Origin of the sequence: Mycobacterium sp., assembly GCF_032159565.1 — a bacterium.
Classification (GTDB): Bacteria; Actinomycetota; Actinomycetes; order Mycobacteriales; family Mycobacteriaceae; genus Mycobacterium.
Map to the genome: position 1 here is coordinate 1 of NZ_JAVHWR010000175.1, position 15474 is coordinate 15474.

The window sequence follows — 15474 nt, forward strand, 5'->3', positions numbered from 1 at the left end:
CGATCCGACGCCGTACTGGCTGGTGAGCTGTCGCCATCCAGACCGGGTGTTGTCGGCGCTGCGCAGTTGACCCTGTCAGGCGGCGCAGTCCGAGCAGATCATCATGCCGTTCTTCTCGCTGGCCAGCCTGCTGCGGTGGTGCACCAAAAAGCAGCTCGAGCAGGTGAACTCGTCGGCCTGCTTCGGAATCACCCGCACTGACAGCTCTTCGCCGGACAGATCGGCGCCAGGCAGTTCGAAGTTTTCGGCGGAATCAGACTCGTCGACGTCCACGACGGCAGATTGAGCCTCGTTGCGTCGAGCCTTGAGTTCCTCAAGTGAATCCTCGGAAACATCGTCAGTCTCGGTACGCCGTGGCGCGTCGTAGTCGGTAGCCATCTCTTGTCCCCTCCGTGAACCATGCGACAGAGCTTTGTACCAGCGTCGAACGCATCCGCCAAACGATTCGTGCCCAGATTCCCCTATCGACAAGTGTGATTTACATCACAGTTATGCGCCGTGCCTGCCCACGGGGTGGGAGCGGGGGTTTTAGAGTGCAGGTGTGGTCGCTCAAATCACAGAAGGCACGGCCTTCGACAAGCACGGCCGGCCTTTCCGCCGGCGCAATTTCACGCCGGCGATCGTGGTGTTCGCGGTGCTCGCCGTGGTGACCATGATCGTCTGGGTGATCGCCCTCAATCGCGCGCCCGATGTCACCGAGGCGGCCGCGTGCAATCCGCCCGCCGACAACACGACCAGCGACCCCACCCAGTCCAAGCTGGGCGAGCAGATGACACGCGCCTCCATGACCGAGGTCAATCCCGCTAAACTGGCCGACACCAAGATCAGGGTGCTCAACGCCAGCGGACAGGGCGGCCAGGCCGCCGAGGTGGCCGGGCAGCTACGAGACCTCGGATTCGCCGAGCCGACCGCCGAGAACGACCCGCTCTACACCAACAACCGGTTGGCGTGCCAGGGTCAGATCCGGTTCGGCCCCGGCGGCCGCGCGGCAGCGGCGGCGGTGTGGCTCGTGGCTCCGTGCGTCGAGCTGTATCAGGACCAGCGGCCCGACAACACCGTCGATCTCGCAATCGGCAGCGACTTCAGCGAGCTGGCGCGCAGCGACGACGTCGAAGCCGTGCTGTCCAGTCTGCGACCGGACGCCACCCAACCGGCCGACCCGACGTTGATCTCGAAGATCCACAGCGCAGCCTGCTGATCGGATTCGATTGCGCCCGTCGACTTTTCGTGACTACAGCCCGGACGCCCGACTCAGAGCGTCGACGAATGCGTCGTACACGCCGGGTGCGGCCGCAATCACCATGCCCCTGCCACCTGCCGGTTCGCTCAGCGATGGCACGCGGACCCGCGCACCGGCCTCGGCGGCTATCAACGCCCCTGCCGCCCAGTCCCACACGTTGAGGTTGTCCTCGAAGTAGGCATCGAGTCGGCCGGCCGCGACCAGGCACAGGTCGAGCGCCGCCGAACCGAGCCGACGGATGTCGCGGACCTGCGGCAGCAGCTCCACAAGCACCGACGCCTGACGTCGACGAAGTTGTGGGTCGTATCCGAATCCAGTGCCCACCAACGACAACGACAGGTCGCCGACACCGCTGCAGCGTAATGGCGCCGCCGTCTCCCCCAGGCGGACGTGGGCGCCATGACCGCGCGCGGCGGAGTACACCGCGCCGTCGACCACGTTGGCGATCGCCCCGGCCACCGACTGCCCGTCGACCTGGACGGCCACCGACACCACGTATGCGGGCAGGCCGTAGACGAAGTTCACCGTGCCGTCGATCGGGTCCACCACCCAGGTCGGACGACCCGCGGAGTCGTCGGAGATGCCGCCACCTTCCTCGCCGAGGACATGCTCGCCGGGGCGCAGCTGCGCGAGCCGATCGCGCAGCAGCCGTTCGGTTTCGGTGTCGACGATGGTGACGGGGTCGGTCGGCGTGCTCTTGGCGCGCACCGCCTGCCCGGTCGACTCCCGCTGCGGTGTGCCGCTGAAGACCTCCTCGCGACGGCGACGGACGAAGTGCGCCGCCTCGGTCGCCAACCGTTCGGCGACCGAGCGGAGTTCGGGCGGGTCGAGGTCGAGTGTTTCCACCGGCTTATCGCAGCACAAATAGTCGCCAGCCGGTTCATCAGCACCCCTACCAAAGCATTGCCGAGCCACTAATGTTGGGCTCATGACCGCCACCGATTCACCCGCCGCCGATCCGAGCACCAACGGAGGCCCGCAACGCCGCGGTTTCGGTGTCGACGTGGGCGGTAGCGGCGTCAAGGGCGGCATCGTCGACCTCGACACGGGGCTGCTGATCGGCGAGCGCTTCAAGCTCGCGACTCCGCAGCCGGCCACCCCCGATGCGGTCAGCAAAACCGTCGCCGCCGTCGTACGCGAGTTCGGCTGGACCGAAAGGGTCGGCGTCACCTATCCGGGCGTGGTGACCGACGGCATCGTGCGCACCGCCGCCAACGTCGACAAGGCGTGGATCGGGTGCGACGCCAGAAAGTTCTTCAGCAAGGAACTAGGCGGCCAGCAGGTGACCGTGCTCAACGACGCCGACGCCGCCGGCCTCGCCGAGGAGAAGTTCGGCGCGGGCCGCGAGAACACCGGCGTGATCGTGCTGCTGACGTTCGGCACCGGCATCGGGTCAGCTGTCATCCACAACGGCGCACTCCTACCCAATACCGAGTTCGGCCACATCGAGGTCGGCGGGAAGGAGGCCGAGCACCGTGCCGCGTCCTCGGTCAAGGAGAACAGGGGCTGGAGCTACGAGCGCTGGGCCAAGGAGGTCACCAGGGTGCTGGTGGCCATTGAGAACGCCATTTGGCCGGATCTGTTCATCGCAGGCGGCGGCATCAGCCGCAAGGCCGAGAAGTGGATTCCGCTGCTGACGAACCGCACGCCGATCGTGGCCGCGACCCTGCTGAACACGGCCGGAATCGTCGGAGCGGCGATGGCCGCGGACGCCGATGTCACCGCTACTGCCAAGTAGCCACGCCGAAGAGCGCCAGAATTGCCGCTCGGCGCGGCGATATCGAACACTGTCGTTACAATGGTCGACGGCGGCCGCGACCAGAAAGCGGCGAGTATCCCCAGCAGATATCAACGCCGCATTCGACATCGCAGACGCTTTCTGATGGTGCATGCCCCCAGGGCCATCGGAATCCTCATGACCGAAAGGGTGACGTGGCAGCGACAAAGGCAAGCCCGGCAGCCACAAAGCCGGTGAAGCGCACCGCTACCAAGACTCCCGCGAAGAAGGCCACGGCAGCAAAGACCACCAACGGGTCCGCACCTGCCAGACCCGCCAAGCGAGCCACCAAGGCGGCCGCCGGCACGGCGAAGACGGACACGCCGGCAGCCAAGAGCCACGCGGCAGCCAAGCCGGCCAAAGCCTCGGCGCGGGCCAAGGCCGACGGCGCGGCCCCGCGCAGCCGCGCCAAGAAGGCGACCGCGGCGGACCCGACGACCACCAAAGTCGGCGCCACCGAGGACGAGGAGCTGGAGACCACCGACGAACTCGACGGTGAGCCCGAAGTGCTCGTCGACGAGGATCTCGAACTCGAGGAAATCGACGACGATGCCGGTGAGGACGAGGCGACCGACGAGGCCGAAGGTGCGGCAGGCACGAAGGCGGTGAAGGGCGCCGCTGCGGCTGCACCTGCTGCCGCCGACGACGACGAGATCGCCGAGCCCAGCGAGAAAGACAAGGCTTCGGGCGACTTCGTCTGGGACGAAGAGGAATCCGAGGCGCTACGGCAGGCCCGCAAGGACGCCGAGCTCACGGCGTCGGCCGACTCGGTGCGCGCCTATCTCAAGCAGATCGGCAAAGTCGCGCTGCTCAACGCCGAAGAAGAGGTCGAGCTGGCGAAGCGAATCGAGGCCGGTCTCTACGCCACCCAGCTGATGGCGGAAATCGCCGACAAGGGCGAGAAGCTGCCCGCCGCCCAGCGGCGCGACATGGCGTGGATATGCCGCGACGGCGATCGCGCGAAAAACCATCTGCTGGAAGCGAACCTGCGACTCGTCGTATCGCTGGCCAAGCGCTACACCGGCCGCGGCATGGCGTTTCTCGACCTCATCCAGGAGGGCAACCTCGGGTTGATCCGTGCGGTCGAGAAGTTCGACTACACAAAGGGTTACAAGTTCTCCACCTACGCCACCTGGTGGATCCGGCAGGCCATCACCCGCGCGATGGCCGACCAGGCCCGCACCATCCGCATCCCGGTGCACATGGTCGAGGTGATCAACAAGCTCGGCCGCATCCAGCGCGAGCTGCTGCAGGACCTGGGCCGCGAGCCCACTCCTGAAGAGCTGGCCAAGGAAATGGACATCACGCCGGAGAAGGTGCTGGAGATCCAGCAGTACGCGCGTGAGCCGATCTCGCTCGACCAGACCATCGGCGACGAAGGTGATTCGCAGCTGGGCGATTTCATCGAGGACAGCGAGGCTGTCGTCGCCGTCGACGCGGTGAGCTTCACACTGCTGCAGGATCAGCTGCAGTCGGTGCTCGAGACGCTCTCCGAGCGTGAAGCCGGTGTGGTTCGGCTGCGGTTCGGGCTCACCGACGGGCAGCCGCGTACGCTCGACGAGATCGGTCAGGTGTACGGCGTCACGCGCGAGCGCATCCGGCAGATCGAGAGCAAGACGATGTCGAAGTTGCGTCACCCCAGCCGCTCTCAGGTGCTGCGCGACTACCTCGACTAGGAGACACGCACTCAGTTCGAGAACGACAGGAAGCCCTTGCTGTAGACCCAGGCGGTGCCGTTGGGCAGCCCGTCGAACCCGCCGAGCTCAATCTGGCCGACACGGCACCAGTCGTCGCGGCACGGCTCCATCAGCGGATGCTTTTCGCCGACCAACAGGGTGCCGATCTTCTGGCCCTGACCGTCGGGCTTGTCGTAGATGTCGGTTTCCGCGGTGACGGTGGCGGTACCGAGCCCCTGCGGGGCAGGGTTCGGCTGGTCGGCCGCGACACCCTTGAGTCCATCGCCTTTCGGCAGCTGGTCCGCCAGCGGCGGCGGCGAACCGGGCACGCACGCGAACACAGTGGGCGAGTCCCAATCACGCCTTTCGACATTCCCGTCGACGGTCCCAACAGCAAAGGTTCCTCGGGGGGTGCCGTCCGGTCCTATGGCGCCGCCGAGAATCAAATCCGGATAATCGGCCCTGGTCACCGTGAGGTTGATGATGTTTCCCCCCTTCTCCATGTCTCCGGTGATCCGGCCCTTCATGCTGGTGCCGTTCTGGTAGAAGGTCTCCGCAGCGGTGTTCACCTGCATGTCGCCCTTCACGACCCTGAACCGCGTTTCGGAGTCCGTATCCGGATAGTGAATGACCACTTCTCCGCCGGGGAACTGATAGCCCGCCTGCTTGTAGCATTCGTAATCGGCCTGCGCCGGTGCCGGGGTGATCAGCAGTGCGCTCGCGGCCACCGCCGCGGCACCGCCCAGGCGTTTGCAGCTATTCCAGATCGACATGGGCTCACGGTAACAACGCACGAAACTCCGAGATATCGGGTGATTCCCTAGTCTTTGGTTGTCGTCGGGGGTGTCGGCTTGGCTGACACGGCAATCCGAGCGTCCGGTGAACGCGGCCGCCTTATGACTGGACAGCTTGAAGTCGATCCCTTCGCCGCCGGACAGCTCGGCGTCGTGGTCGGCCGGATTGTCTTTCGACCGCAATCAACCACGCGACCGCACGACGCCTCACGAGGTGCGCGTCTACCTCGACCGCGTGGCGGAGTTGTCCGCGTGCGGGTCGACGACGGTGAAGCCGATCCGCTTCACCAGCGTTTGGCCCGCTGGCAGGCAGCTGGTGCCTTGATCGGCCGTGAATCCATCACAGTGCGGCGCCTCGAACCCCCACCGCACCTCGACGACGTGGCGGCCAAGGGGCAAAGGATTCAGCGACCCGAGGGTGACCGTGTTGATGGTGGGCAGGCCTGGTGCATCCGGCAGTTGTCCGGTCCAGATCTTGTTGTCGGCGGGATACCCGCGGTTGGCCTCATACGGCGTTCCCGCGTCGACGGTGACGTCGATCCGCTTCAGCTTGCCGCGGAAGTCGTCAAGTGGTGTGGCGTAGTCCGTGGCGAAGCCAGATGGCTTCTGGGCGAATTGGGTGTTCACGATCCACGGGACAGACGGCGCCCATCTCTCTCCGACCGGGATCTCGTTGCACTCCGGAGTGACGATCGAGAATGAATAGCCGTACTGCTGCTTGAGGGTCAACCCGACAGACGACAGACATGGTTCAGCGGCCGCCCATTTGGCGGCCGCTGCGGGGCTGAAAACAAGCGCTGCAGAGAAGACGGCCAACGTCGCTGAGAGCGCAGGCCAGAGAATGCGGTTGCGTGCACGATGGGACACGTCGTCCTCCCCCAGAAAACCCGACCCATATCGCGATGACTGGTGCAAGCAAACTCTGGGCAAACTGCCAAGTCAACAAAAGACGCCGTCGTTGATTGCGTATGCAAGTTCTTTTGAGTCCTCGTTGGCCCTGCCGAGGTCCGACTGTCAGCAAGCTGGGCCAGATCTGCGCCGCCCTGTCGGGGGGTTCTAATGCCTTGCAGACAACCCCGGCGTAGGTATCGAAGCCGGTGGTCGGGTCATCGCGCGCTAGATCCATCGCGACGAGGCCGTGGCCGAATGTCGTCGTCCCTGGATGACAGGTGGACTACTTCCGCTTCGTGCGGAGTTTGTATGTCGCAGGCCATGATTGGCGGGTCTCGTCGCCGGACAGCGGGATGCCCTTGCTCCCGATCCTGATGTCGTAGGCTTCCTTGCCGGAACCGACCTCTCGGTTGACCGCTTCTGTGGCGGCGTACATCAACTGGTCGATCTCGGCTTCGGCGAACGTGACGAACGACGTCTTACGCTCCTCGTCGTCGCTGGGTCCCATCCTCTCGGGCAGCAGCCGCGACGCCAGCGCGGCGAGGCCCAACAGCGCGAACGGGATAACCCAGTAGCAGGTGAACGACAGCGGCGTCCTGGTGTCCAGGATCGTGGCATGGCCGTACACGATGGGCGGGATCGCCGAGGACACCGTCATGCCGGCGAACGCACCGACCCAGATCCACGTCAACAGCGTGGTGATCTTGTTGAACGTCGCGCTGTTGGTCACTTCTTCCGGCTGGCCCACCTCGGCGAACTCCCGCACGAACGGCCTGCCGATCAACATGCTCGCCAATGCGACCAAGAAGATGCCCGCGTTGCTCAGCGGCTGCATCCACTCCTCCATGAACGACTGGCTCACCGTGAACGTCAGCACCGCAAGCACGACAAAGGTTCCAATGGCGCCGATTTCGAGCGTGCGCCCCGGCGACCCCTTCACCCGGCCGATCACGAACGACGCCACCGCGACGGCGAGTGCGACCAGCACCGCGGTCTCGAACGGGACGTTGCCCACCAGCACCCAATAGACGATCCACGGCGCGAAGCCCACCAGAATGCTCACGGTGGGTCAGTGTATGTAGTCGGCTCCGCGAGGACGACAGTCAGCACCGAATCTGTAACGGCGAGTCAGTGCGGCAACGCCGAGAGGTCGACGCCTATGTCAGCGGCAGGAACGAGCCGTCGGGCCCCGGCCGATAAGGCGTGACGCTCGTCACAGCGTCAGCGGGCAGCGGGCCGTACAGATGCGGGAAGAGCATCGACTCCGGATCTGCCGGCACGCCGGGTTCCCACCGGACGGGAGCGGTCAACCGGTTGGGATCGATGTGCAGCAGCACCAGGTCCGTGCGGCCTGCATAGAGCCGGTTGGCCGGCAGATGCAGCTGCTCAGGCGTGGAGAGATGAATGAAGCCGACGGCTTCGAGGGATTCCGGCCGGTGCACTCCGAGATCCTTGGCGAGCTGCCAATCGTCCGAGGCACAGATGTGCACGAGCATTCCTCCACCCTGCCCGCTCGGCAACTTCGCTGAGCGTGAAAAACGACACACCCGTGCACGGCCTGGGAACAACGCCGAAACCGTAAGCGTCTGACAGAGTGGAGATGCGTGAAACCGGGTATTAACCGGTGTCACACGAGCAGAGACGGAGGAGCCATGAACGCAACTCTGACCAGTCCCGAACTGACCCGGGCTGATCGCTGCGATCGCTGCGGCGCCGCTGCTCGCGTACGAGCAACGTTGCCGTCGGGAGCCGAGCTGTTGTTTTGTCAGCACCACGCTAATGAGCACGAAGCCAAGCTGGTCGAGATGGCCGCCGTGATCGAAGTCAGCCCAGGAGAGCCCGTCGGCGCGTAATCCTCACACCTTCGAGTCTGGGCAGGACGACGCTCCGTCGGGAATGCTGGACTGGTCATGAATGACCAGCCTGCGGTGAAGCCGTCCAAGCACCACATCTGGCGCATCGCAAAACGGACCCTGGCGAAAAGCTGGGACGACTCGATTTTCTCGGAGTCGGCGCAGGCCGCCTTCTGGTGTGCGTTGTCGTTGCCGCCCCTGTTGCTGGGAATGCTCGGCAGCCTGGCCTACATCGCGCCGTTGTTCGGCCCCGAAACACTGCCGATGATCCAAGAGCAGTTGATCAACACGGCCAACAGCTTCTTCTCCAAGAATGTCGTCAGCGAGATCATTGAGCCGACCATCCGTGACATCGTCAAGGGGGCCCGCGGTGAGGTGGTGTCGCTCGGGTTCGTCATCTCGCTGTGGGCCGGCTCGTCGGCAGTCTCGGCGTTCGTCGACTCGATTACCGAAGCACATGACCAGACTCCGTTGCGACATCCCGTGCGGCAGCGCCTCTTTGCGCTCGGACTCTATGTGGTGATGCTGGTGCTGGCGATCGCGACGGCGCCGATCGTCGCGCTGGGGCCACTCAAGATCGGCGAGCACATTCCGCAGAGCTGGGACAACTTTCTGCGCTTCGGCTACTACCCGGCGTTGTTTCTGGGCCTGGTCGTGTCGGTGACGTTCCTCTATCGGGTGTCACTACCCAAGCCGTTGCCCTCGCATCGTCTGGTGTTCGGCGCAGTCCTGGCCACAACGGTGTTCCTGGTCGCCACGGTGGGGCTGCGCATTTATCTGACCTACATCACCAGCACCGGCTACACCTACGGCGCGCTGGCGACGCCGATCGCGTTCCTGCTGTTCGCCTTCTTCCTCGGCTTCGCGATCATGATCGGTGCCGAGCTCAACGCCGCGGTGCAAGAGGAGTGGCCCGCTCCGGCCACACATGCCAGGCGGCTCCGGTGGTGGCTGCAGGAGAAGGCCGCCGAGTCACTCAACGGAGGTACCGCCCCGGCGGAGGCACCTGCGGCCGCGACGCCGAAGGGCCCGTCTTCTTCAGCCCCTACTTCTTGAGCTGCTCGTAGATCCGCTTGCAGTCCGGGCACACCGGCGACCCCGGCTTGGCTGCCTTCGTGACGGGAAAGACCTCACCGCACAACGCGACCACATGCGTGCCCATGACGGCGCTTTGGGCGATCTTGTCCTTCTTGACGTAGTGGAAGAACTTCGGGGTGTCGCTGTCAGTCCCGTCGTCGACGCGTTCGTCGGTGTCGGTGCGCTCGATCGTCTGGGTTTGCATGATTTCATTGTGCCCGGCAATAGATCCGTAAGAAACCGATCGGTTCGTCGATCCATGAATGTGGAACAGTGGGACATATGAAACACGGCCCACAGCTGGGTTTCGACGACGACGGACGTCCCGTCCTCATCACCGCCGCCGCACCAGCCTACGAAGAACAACATCGTGCCCGGGTGCGCAAGTACCTGACCATCATGTCGTTCCGCATCCCGGCTCTGATCCTCGCCGCGGTGGCCTACGGCGTGTGGGGAAACGGGCTCATCTCGCTGGCGATTCTCGTGGCGTCGATACCGCTGCCGTGGATCGCGGTGCTCATCGCAAACGACCGCCCGCCCCGCCGCGCAGAGGAGCCGCGGCGCTACGCCCCCCGCCGCATACCGTTGTTCCCGACCGCCGAGCGGCCGGCCCTGGAGCGGGGACCGCGGTCGGGCGCACAACCCGAAGACGTCGACGGCACGGGCGACGTTCCTTCCTGAGCGGCGTCTAGTCGTATTCTCAGACGATTCTCAGGCCATCGGGCCAAAACCGCTGATCAACACGTGTGAACCGGCCGGTTCGTGGGAACTCTTCGGTGCGATTGGGCGTTGAAGTTCTTGACAGTTCGAGCCGAGCAGGAGGCCCCGATGGCGAATGCCACATTCAGCCGCTTCGACCAGGATCTGGACGCTCAGAGTCCAGCCGCTGATCTTGTGCGCGTGTATTTGAACGGCATTGGCAAGACGGCTTTGCTCAACGCCGCCGACGAGGTTGAACTCGCGAAGCGGATCGAGGCCGGGCTTTACGCACAACATCTGCTGGACACCCGCAAGCGTCTCGGAGAGAACCGCAAACGCGATCTGGCGATCGTCGTGCGCGACGGCCAGGCGGCCCGCAGCCATCTGCTCGAGGCCAACCTGCGGCTGGTGGTTTCGCTGGCGAAGCGATACACCGGCCGTGGCATGCCGCTGCTGGACCTGATTCAGGAGGGCAACCTCGGTCTGATCCGCGCGATGGAGAAGTTCGACTACAGCAAGGGTTTCAAGTTCTCGACCTATGCCACGTGGTGGATTCGTCAGGCGATCACCCGCGGTATGGCCGACCAGAGCCGCACCATCCGGCTGCCCGTCCATCTCGTCGAGCAGGTGAACAAGCTCGCCCGGATCAAGCGGGAGATGCACCAGAACCTCGGCCGTGAAGCCACCGACGAGGAGCTGGCCGCCGAGTCGGGCATTCCGGTGGAGAAGATCACCGATCTGCTCGAGCACAGCCGTGACCCGGTGAGCCTCGACATGCCCGTCGGCAGCGACGAGGAAGCCCCTCTGGGTGACTTCATCGAGGACGCCGAGGCCATGTCGGCCGAAAACGCCGTGATCTCCGAACTGCTGCACACCGACATTCGCCACGTGCTGGCCACGCTCGATGAGCGTGAGCAGCAGGTGATCCGGCTTCGGTTCGGTCTCGACGACGGCCAGCCCCGCACGCTCGACCAGATCGGCAAGCTCTTCGGGTTGTCCCGGGAACGGGTGCGCCAGATCGAGCGCGAGGTGATGGCCAAACTGCGCAACGGCGAACGCGCCGATCGCTTGCGCTCCTACGCCAGCTAGCGCTCCCCAGCAAGAAGGCCCGCCGGTCACCACCCGCGGGCCTTCTTGCTACACGCAGACAACGTAGAAGCATGATTCGTGCAGCTAGGCCGGTAGACTCATGCCAGACGAAGGGTTTCTCATGAACGATCTGGTCGACACCACCGAGATGTACCTGCGGACAATCTACGACCTCGAAGAAGAGGGCGTGGTGCCTCTGCGTGCGCGCATCGCCGAGCGTCTCGAGCAGAGCGGACCGACGGTGAGCCAGACCGTCTCCCGGATGGAGCGCGACGGCCTGCTGCATGTCGCCGGAGACCGGCATCTGGAGCTGACCGACAAGGGCCGCGGGCTGGCCATCGCCGTCATGCGCAAGCACCGGCTGGCCGAGCGGCTGCTGGTCGACGTGATCGGCCTGCCGTGGGAGGAAGTACACGCCGAGGCGTGCCGCTGGGAGCACGTGATGAGCGAGGACGTCGAGCGGCGCCTCGTGCAGGTGCTCGACAACCCGACCGTTTCCCCGTTCGGCAATCCCATCCCGGGCCTTTTCGAGCTGGGCGTCGGCGACTCCTTCGGCGCCGATGACCGCAATCTGGTGCGGCTGACCGAGCTGCCCGCCGGCTTCCCGGTGGCTGTCGTCGTGCGGCAGCTGACCGAGCACGTCCAGGGTGACGTCAACCTGATCGCCCGGCTCAAGGACGCAGGCGTGGTTCCCAACGCACGGGTGACCGTCGAACCCGGCACCAATGGTGGCGTGAAGATCGTGATCCCGGGCCACGAGCAGGTCGAGCTTCCACACGAGATGGCCCACGCCGTGAAGGTCGAGAAGGTCTAGACGCGCCGGAAGGCCTCAGCCGCAACGGATCTAGCCCGCGCGCCGGCCGAACTGCGTCGGCCTCGGCAACTGCACTCCGAGCCGCTTGGCCAGCCGGTATCCCGTAACGGCGAGCTCGCGGATCTGTTCTGGCCGCATCCCCGACTGCAGTGCCGTATCCAGCATGCCCGCCATCCGGTGCGTGGCGTCGCAGCGCAGCGCCGCTTCCAGCGACACCCCGGCCAGCGGGCCGTCTCCGCGGGCGTAGGCGGAGAACGCCAACAGCACCAGCGCCTCGACCCGCCACGGCGGCGGAAGTGTTTGTGCCAGCACCGCCCACAGCGCTTCCGCTTGTGCGGCCCTGTCCCCCACCGCCAGCGCATAGAGCACATCGCGCACCCGCGGTTCGGTCAGCGCACAGGCCAGCCGAACCGTCACGGCCTCTGACAGCTGTTGTCCCGCAGCAACCCGCGCCGCAGCCGACATCGCGTGCTCGATGTCACGCACCTCGTCGACCTCGACACCAGCCTGATCGCGGATCACGCGGGCCCGCGCGTCGCTGGCCGCCGCATCGGTCACCTCGATGACCTTCAGGAGCTCCTCGCGCCGGGCGTACAACCTGCGACCGTCCAGTACCGCCGCCATCGCCAGCGGCGACGCCGACGGGTCGTCGACGGTGCCCCAGCTGCCGTCCAGACAATGCCACCGGCCGCCCGGTCCGACCGTGTCGACGACGTGGAAGTCGAGCAGTTCTATCGCATTCTCGGCCAGGCCGTCGGCCAATGCGCGGTGCAGATCCTGGTATTCGTCGTTGCACAACCGGCAGCCGGCGCCCTCGGCGTCGACCACGACCGCGATCGCGGCGTCCGGTCGGGCCGCGGCGGCGACCTCGGCAAGGTGCCCGACCGAGCCGGCCAGTCCGGGCGAAAGGTCAACGCGCATGACGCAACCCAACTCCCCGCCGTCGACGGTCACCAGAACGAGGGACTTCTCGGGCACGAAGCCGAGAACGGCGGGTAGCGCCGCGATCAGCGCGCCAGGTCTGTTGAGCTGGAAATCGGATTGCGATGTCGTCATGTCTAGAAACTGACGGGCGCCACCGTCTGCGCGATCCTCGCCGGACCGTGGAGGCGGTGCAGCTGTGGATGAAGGCGCGACTGGGTATAGCCGGCTAGCGCGGAATCTCCCGGCGCACTTTGAGCACCGCATCGGTGAACAGCGTGTCCAGCGCCTGGGTGTCCGGTGACGCCTCCGATGACGCCTGCTGCTGCCACGACACCGTCACCCGGACGTCGTCGACGAGGGCGACCAGGGTCAGCGTCCTGGTGTCGGGTTCGTCGGAAGACCTCGACATGACGGTCTGGTCGACCGCGTAGCTGTCGTCGGCGTCCACCGGCGGTGCAGGCGGCAGGTCCACCGTCACCTCCGACACCTCCCCGGTCTGCCCGCCCGAAGTGCTTGTGAACGACGGGCATTCGGCGAGCTGGGTGGCCCTGGCGCGCACCGACGGCACCGGGCGGATGACAGTGACGGTGAGACGGGTACCGCTGTCCTCGTCGATTCCCTGCACGGCGGCCTTCTGCTGCGCGAGTACCGGCAGCGGTGCGCACTCGGGCGGCGTCACCTCGGATCCGACCGGCACGCCGTCGATTTCGCCGAGCACGCGGTCGACGTCCTCCGGGGGCAGTACGGCCGCCGGATACTGCGCGGGGAACCGTGTCGGATCGATCAGCAAGTCGGTTATGGGTATCGGTCGGGCCGGGGGCGTCTGCGGATCGCCGGCCCGCGCGGTGCCGCTGACCACGCGTGCGCAGCCGGCCACCACCGCAGCCGACGTCAGCACGGCGCAGCAGACGACGGGCACCGTGCACCGGCGTAGAGCCCGCAGAACAGTGCCGACCATTGTCGTCATCGTCTCATCGGCCCGTGCCCGCCGCACTCAGGCGCGCGGTGGCCGGTCCGTCAGCCGGTCCGCAGGTGTTGTTCACCCGGTATTGACCGCGTCGGCATGCGAGATCCCCGCAATCGGCGTACACCTTCACATATGGCTTCGGTGCTGGAGTACGACCTCGTCGTCATCGGTTCGGGTCCCGGCGGGCAGAAGGCCGCTATCGCGGCGGCAAAGCTCGGCAAGACGGTCGCCGTCATCGAACGCGGCCGGATGCTCGGCGGCGTGTGTGTGAACACCGGAACCATCCCCTCCAAGACGCTGCGCGAAGCGGTGGTCTACCTGACCGGGATGAGCCAGCGAGAGCTCTACGGCGCCAGCTACCGGGTCAAGGAGAAGATCACGCCCGCCGACCTCCTGGCCCGCACCACACACGTCATCACAAAGGAGCAGGACGTGGTGCGCAGCCAGCTGATGCGCAACCGGGTCGACCTGCACACCGGTCACGGCCGGTTCCTCGACGCGCACACCATATGTGTCGATGATCAGACCCGCGGCGAAAGGACAACCGTCCGAGGCGAATTCATCGTCATCGCCACGGGCACCAAGCCCGCCCGTCCGCCGGGCGTGGAATTCGACGAGGACCGGGTGCTCGACTCGGACGGCATCCTGGATCTGAAGTCCCTTCCGCCATCGATGGTGGTGGTCGGCGCCGGCGTGATCGGCATCGAATACGCGTCGATGTTCGCCGCGCTCGGCACCAAGGTCACGGTGGTGGAGAAGCGCGACAGCATGCTGGACTTCTGCGACCCCGAAGTCGTCGAGGCACTGAAGTTCCACCTTCGCGACCTGGCGGTGACGTTCCGCTTCGGCGAGGAGGTGACGGCCGTCGACGTCGGCGCCGCGGGCACCGTCACGACGCTGGCCAGCGGCAAGCAGATCCCCGCGGAGACGGTGATGTACTCGGCGGGCCGCCAGGGCCAGACCGAACACCTCGACGCGGAGAAGGCCGGGCTGGAGATCGACGGACGCGGTCGGATCTTCGTCGACGACCAATTCCAGACGAAGGTTGACCACATCTACGCCGTCGGCGATGTGATCGGCTTCCCGGCGCTGGCCGCCACCTCGATGGACCAGGGCAGGCTGGCGGCCTACCACGCGTTCGGCGAGCCGGTGAGAGGCATGACCGAACTGCAGCCGATCGGCATCTACTCCATCCCCGAGGTGTCCTATGTCGGCGCCACGGAGGTGGACCTGACCCAAGACTCCATCCCCTACGAGGTCGGTGTGTCCCGGTATCGGGAGTTGGCCCGCGGCCAGATCGCGGGTGACTCGTACGGAATGCTCAAACTGCTTGTCTCGACCGAAGATCTGAAGCTGCTGGGCGTCCACATCTTCGGTACCAGTGCCACCGAGCTGGTGCACATCGGCCAGGCCGTGATGGGCTGCGGAGGCACGGTCGAATACCTCGTGGACGCCGTCTTCAACTACCCGACCTTCTCCGAGGCGTACAAGGTGGCAGCGCTGGACGTGATGAACAAGCTGCGCGCGCTCAGCCAGTTCCGCAGCTAGGTCAGCAGTCGTCGTCGAACACCGAGGGCGCTTCGTCGCCCGGACCGCCTGCCTCTGCGCGCGCCAGCAGCGCGCCCACCCCGCCGTCGAACGGCGGTGAGTACGAGACGTTTTCGTCACATCCA

At 65.7% G+C, this 15474-nt stretch carries 19 protein-coding genes and 1 pseudogene; 10 read left to right on the forward strand and 10 right to left on the reverse strand.

What is annotated here, in order from left to right:
* On the forward strand, positions 1 to 70 hold a 70-nt coding region (locus QOC76_RS23515), incomplete at its 5' end, for a DUF3093 family protein (protein WP_526360969.1).
* A gap of 5 nt (positions 71 to 75) precedes the next feature.
* Here QOC76_RS23515 and QOC76_RS23520 read toward each other — a convergent pair.
* The gene (locus QOC76_RS23520; protein WP_526360937.1) at positions 76 to 378 is read right to left on the reverse strand and encodes a DUF4193 family protein; all 303 of its coding nucleotides are present in this window, start codon (positions 376 to 378) and stop codon (positions 76 to 78) included.
* Between the two features lie 163 nt (positions 379 to 541).
* On the opposite strand from QOC76_RS23520, the gene cei reads away from it, so the two are divergent.
* A complete protein-coding gene (cei, locus tag QOC76_RS23525) occupies positions 542 to 1198 on the forward strand; it encodes an envelope integrity protein Cei (RefSeq protein WP_526360939.1) in 657 nt (218 codons plus the stop codon).
* A gap of 33 nt (positions 1199 to 1231) precedes the next feature.
* Here cei and QOC76_RS23530 read toward each other — a convergent pair whose 3' ends face one another.
* Positions 1232 to 2086 carry an inositol monophosphatase family protein gene (locus QOC76_RS23530; protein ID WP_526360941.1) on the reverse strand — a complete coding sequence of 285 codons (855 nt, stop codon included), beginning with the start codon at positions 2084 to 2086 and terminating at the stop codon, positions 1232 to 1234.
* A gap of 82 nt (positions 2087 to 2168) precedes the next feature.
* Between QOC76_RS23530 and ppgK the strand changes: the two genes are divergently transcribed.
* Together ppgK and QOC76_RS23540 are read left to right on the forward strand one after the other, a co-directional pair.
* Positions 2169 to 2978, forward strand: a complete 810-nt coding sequence (gene ppgK, locus QOC76_RS23535; protein ID WP_526360943.1) for a polyphosphate--glucose phosphotransferase — start codon at positions 2169 to 2171, stop codon at positions 2976 to 2978.
* Between the two features lie 194 nt (positions 2979 to 3172).
* Positions 3173 to 4693 carry an RNA polymerase sigma factor gene (locus QOC76_RS23540; RefSeq protein WP_526360945.1) on the forward strand — a complete coding sequence of 507 codons (1521 nt, stop codon included), beginning with the start codon at positions 3173 to 3175 and terminating at the stop codon, positions 4691 to 4693.
* 11 nt (positions 4694 to 4704) lie between these two features.
* Here QOC76_RS23540 and QOC76_RS23545 read toward each other — a convergent pair whose 3' ends face one another.
* The 4 genes from QOC76_RS23545 to QOC76_RS23560 form a co-directional block, all read right to left on the reverse strand.
* Entirely contained in the window at positions 4705 to 5466 is a 762-nt protein-coding gene (locus QOC76_RS23545) for a hypothetical protein (RefSeq protein ID WP_526360947.1), read from the reverse strand.
* 243 nt (positions 5467 to 5709) lie between these two features.
* A complete protein-coding gene (locus QOC76_RS23550) occupies positions 5710 to 6354 on the reverse strand; it encodes a hypothetical protein (RefSeq protein ID WP_526360949.1) in 645 nt (214 codons plus the stop codon).
* A gap of 307 nt (positions 6355 to 6661) precedes the next feature.
* Complete coding sequence (locus tag QOC76_RS23555) at positions 6662 to 7441, reverse strand: hypothetical protein (RefSeq protein ID WP_526360951.1); 780 nt, start codon at positions 7439 to 7441, stop codon at positions 6662 to 6664.
* Positions 7442 to 7535: 94 nt separating this feature from the next.
* Positions 7536 to 7874 (reverse strand): DUF952 domain-containing protein, encoded by a 339-nt coding sequence (locus tag QOC76_RS23560; protein ID WP_526360953.1) that lies wholly within the window; start codon positions 7872 to 7874, stop codon positions 7536 to 7538.
* A 156-nt stretch (positions 7875 to 8030) separates the two neighbouring features.
* On the opposite strand from QOC76_RS23560, the gene QOC76_RS23565 reads away from it, so the two are divergent.
* Entirely contained in the window at positions 8031 to 8231 is a 201-nt protein-coding gene (locus QOC76_RS23565) for a DUF7455 domain-containing protein (RefSeq protein ID WP_526360955.1), read from the forward strand.
* A gap of 57 nt (positions 8232 to 8288) precedes the next feature.
* The gene (locus QOC76_RS23570) at positions 8289 to 9287 is read left to right on the forward strand and encodes a YhjD/YihY/BrkB family envelope integrity protein (protein WP_526360957.1); all 999 of its coding nucleotides are present in this window, start codon (positions 8289 to 8291) and stop codon (positions 9285 to 9287) included.
* Here the strand turns inward: QOC76_RS23570 and QOC76_RS23575 are convergent.
* Entirely contained in the window at positions 9277 to 9513 is a 237-nt protein-coding gene (locus tag QOC76_RS23575) for a DUF3039 domain-containing protein (protein ID WP_526360959.1), read from the reverse strand. The two genes, QOC76_RS23570 and QOC76_RS23575, sit on opposite strands and share 11 nt — an antisense overlap.
* A gap of 77 nt (positions 9514 to 9590) precedes the next feature.
* Between QOC76_RS23575 and QOC76_RS23580 the strand changes: the two genes are divergently transcribed.
* The 3 genes from QOC76_RS23580 (at position 9591) to QOC76_RS23590 (ending at position 11910) form a co-directional block, all read left to right on the forward strand.
* Positions 9591 to 9989 carry a DUF3099 domain-containing protein gene (locus tag QOC76_RS23580; protein WP_526360961.1) on the forward strand — a complete coding sequence of 133 codons (399 nt, stop codon included), beginning with the start codon at positions 9591 to 9593 and terminating at the stop codon, positions 9987 to 9989.
* Between the two features lie 117 nt (positions 9990 to 10106).
* Positions 10107 to 11096 (forward strand): sigma-70 family RNA polymerase sigma factor, encoded by a 990-nt coding sequence (locus QOC76_RS23585; RefSeq protein ID WP_526360971.1) that lies wholly within the window; start codon positions 10107 to 10109, stop codon positions 11094 to 11096.
* Positions 11097 to 11217: 121 nt separating this feature from the next.
* Positions 11218 to 11910 (forward strand): iron-dependent transcriptional repressor DtxR, encoded by a 693-nt coding sequence (locus QOC76_RS23590; protein ID WP_526360963.1) that lies wholly within the window; start codon positions 11218 to 11220, stop codon positions 11908 to 11910.
* 30 nt (positions 11911 to 11940) lie between these two features.
* Here the strand turns inward: QOC76_RS23590 and QOC76_RS23595 are convergent, their stop codons facing one another.
* A complete protein-coding gene (locus QOC76_RS23595; protein WP_526360965.1) occupies positions 11941 to 12966 on the reverse strand; it encodes a DUF4192 family protein in 1026 nt (341 codons plus the stop codon).
* Between the two features lie 94 nt (positions 12967 to 13060).
* Positions 13061 to 13801 carry a DUF5642 family protein gene (locus QOC76_RS23600; protein ID WP_526360967.1) on the reverse strand — a complete coding sequence of 247 codons (741 nt, stop codon included), beginning with the start codon at positions 13799 to 13801 and terminating at the stop codon, positions 13061 to 13063.
* A 141-nt stretch (positions 13802 to 13942) separates the two neighbouring features.
* Here QOC76_RS23600 and sthA point away from each other — a divergent pair, with 141 nt between their 5' ends.
* Positions 13943 to 15349 (forward strand): Si-specific NAD(P)(+) transhydrogenase, encoded by a 1407-nt coding sequence (gene sthA, locus QOC76_RS23605; protein WP_526360973.1) that lies wholly within the window; start codon positions 13943 to 13945, stop codon positions 15347 to 15349.
* A gap of 1 nt (position 15350) precedes the next feature.
* On the opposite strand, the pseudogene QOC76_RS23610 reads toward sthA, so the two are convergent.
* Positions 15351 to 15474, reverse strand: a pseudogene (locus tag QOC76_RS23610) (serine protease); the annotation flags it as partial.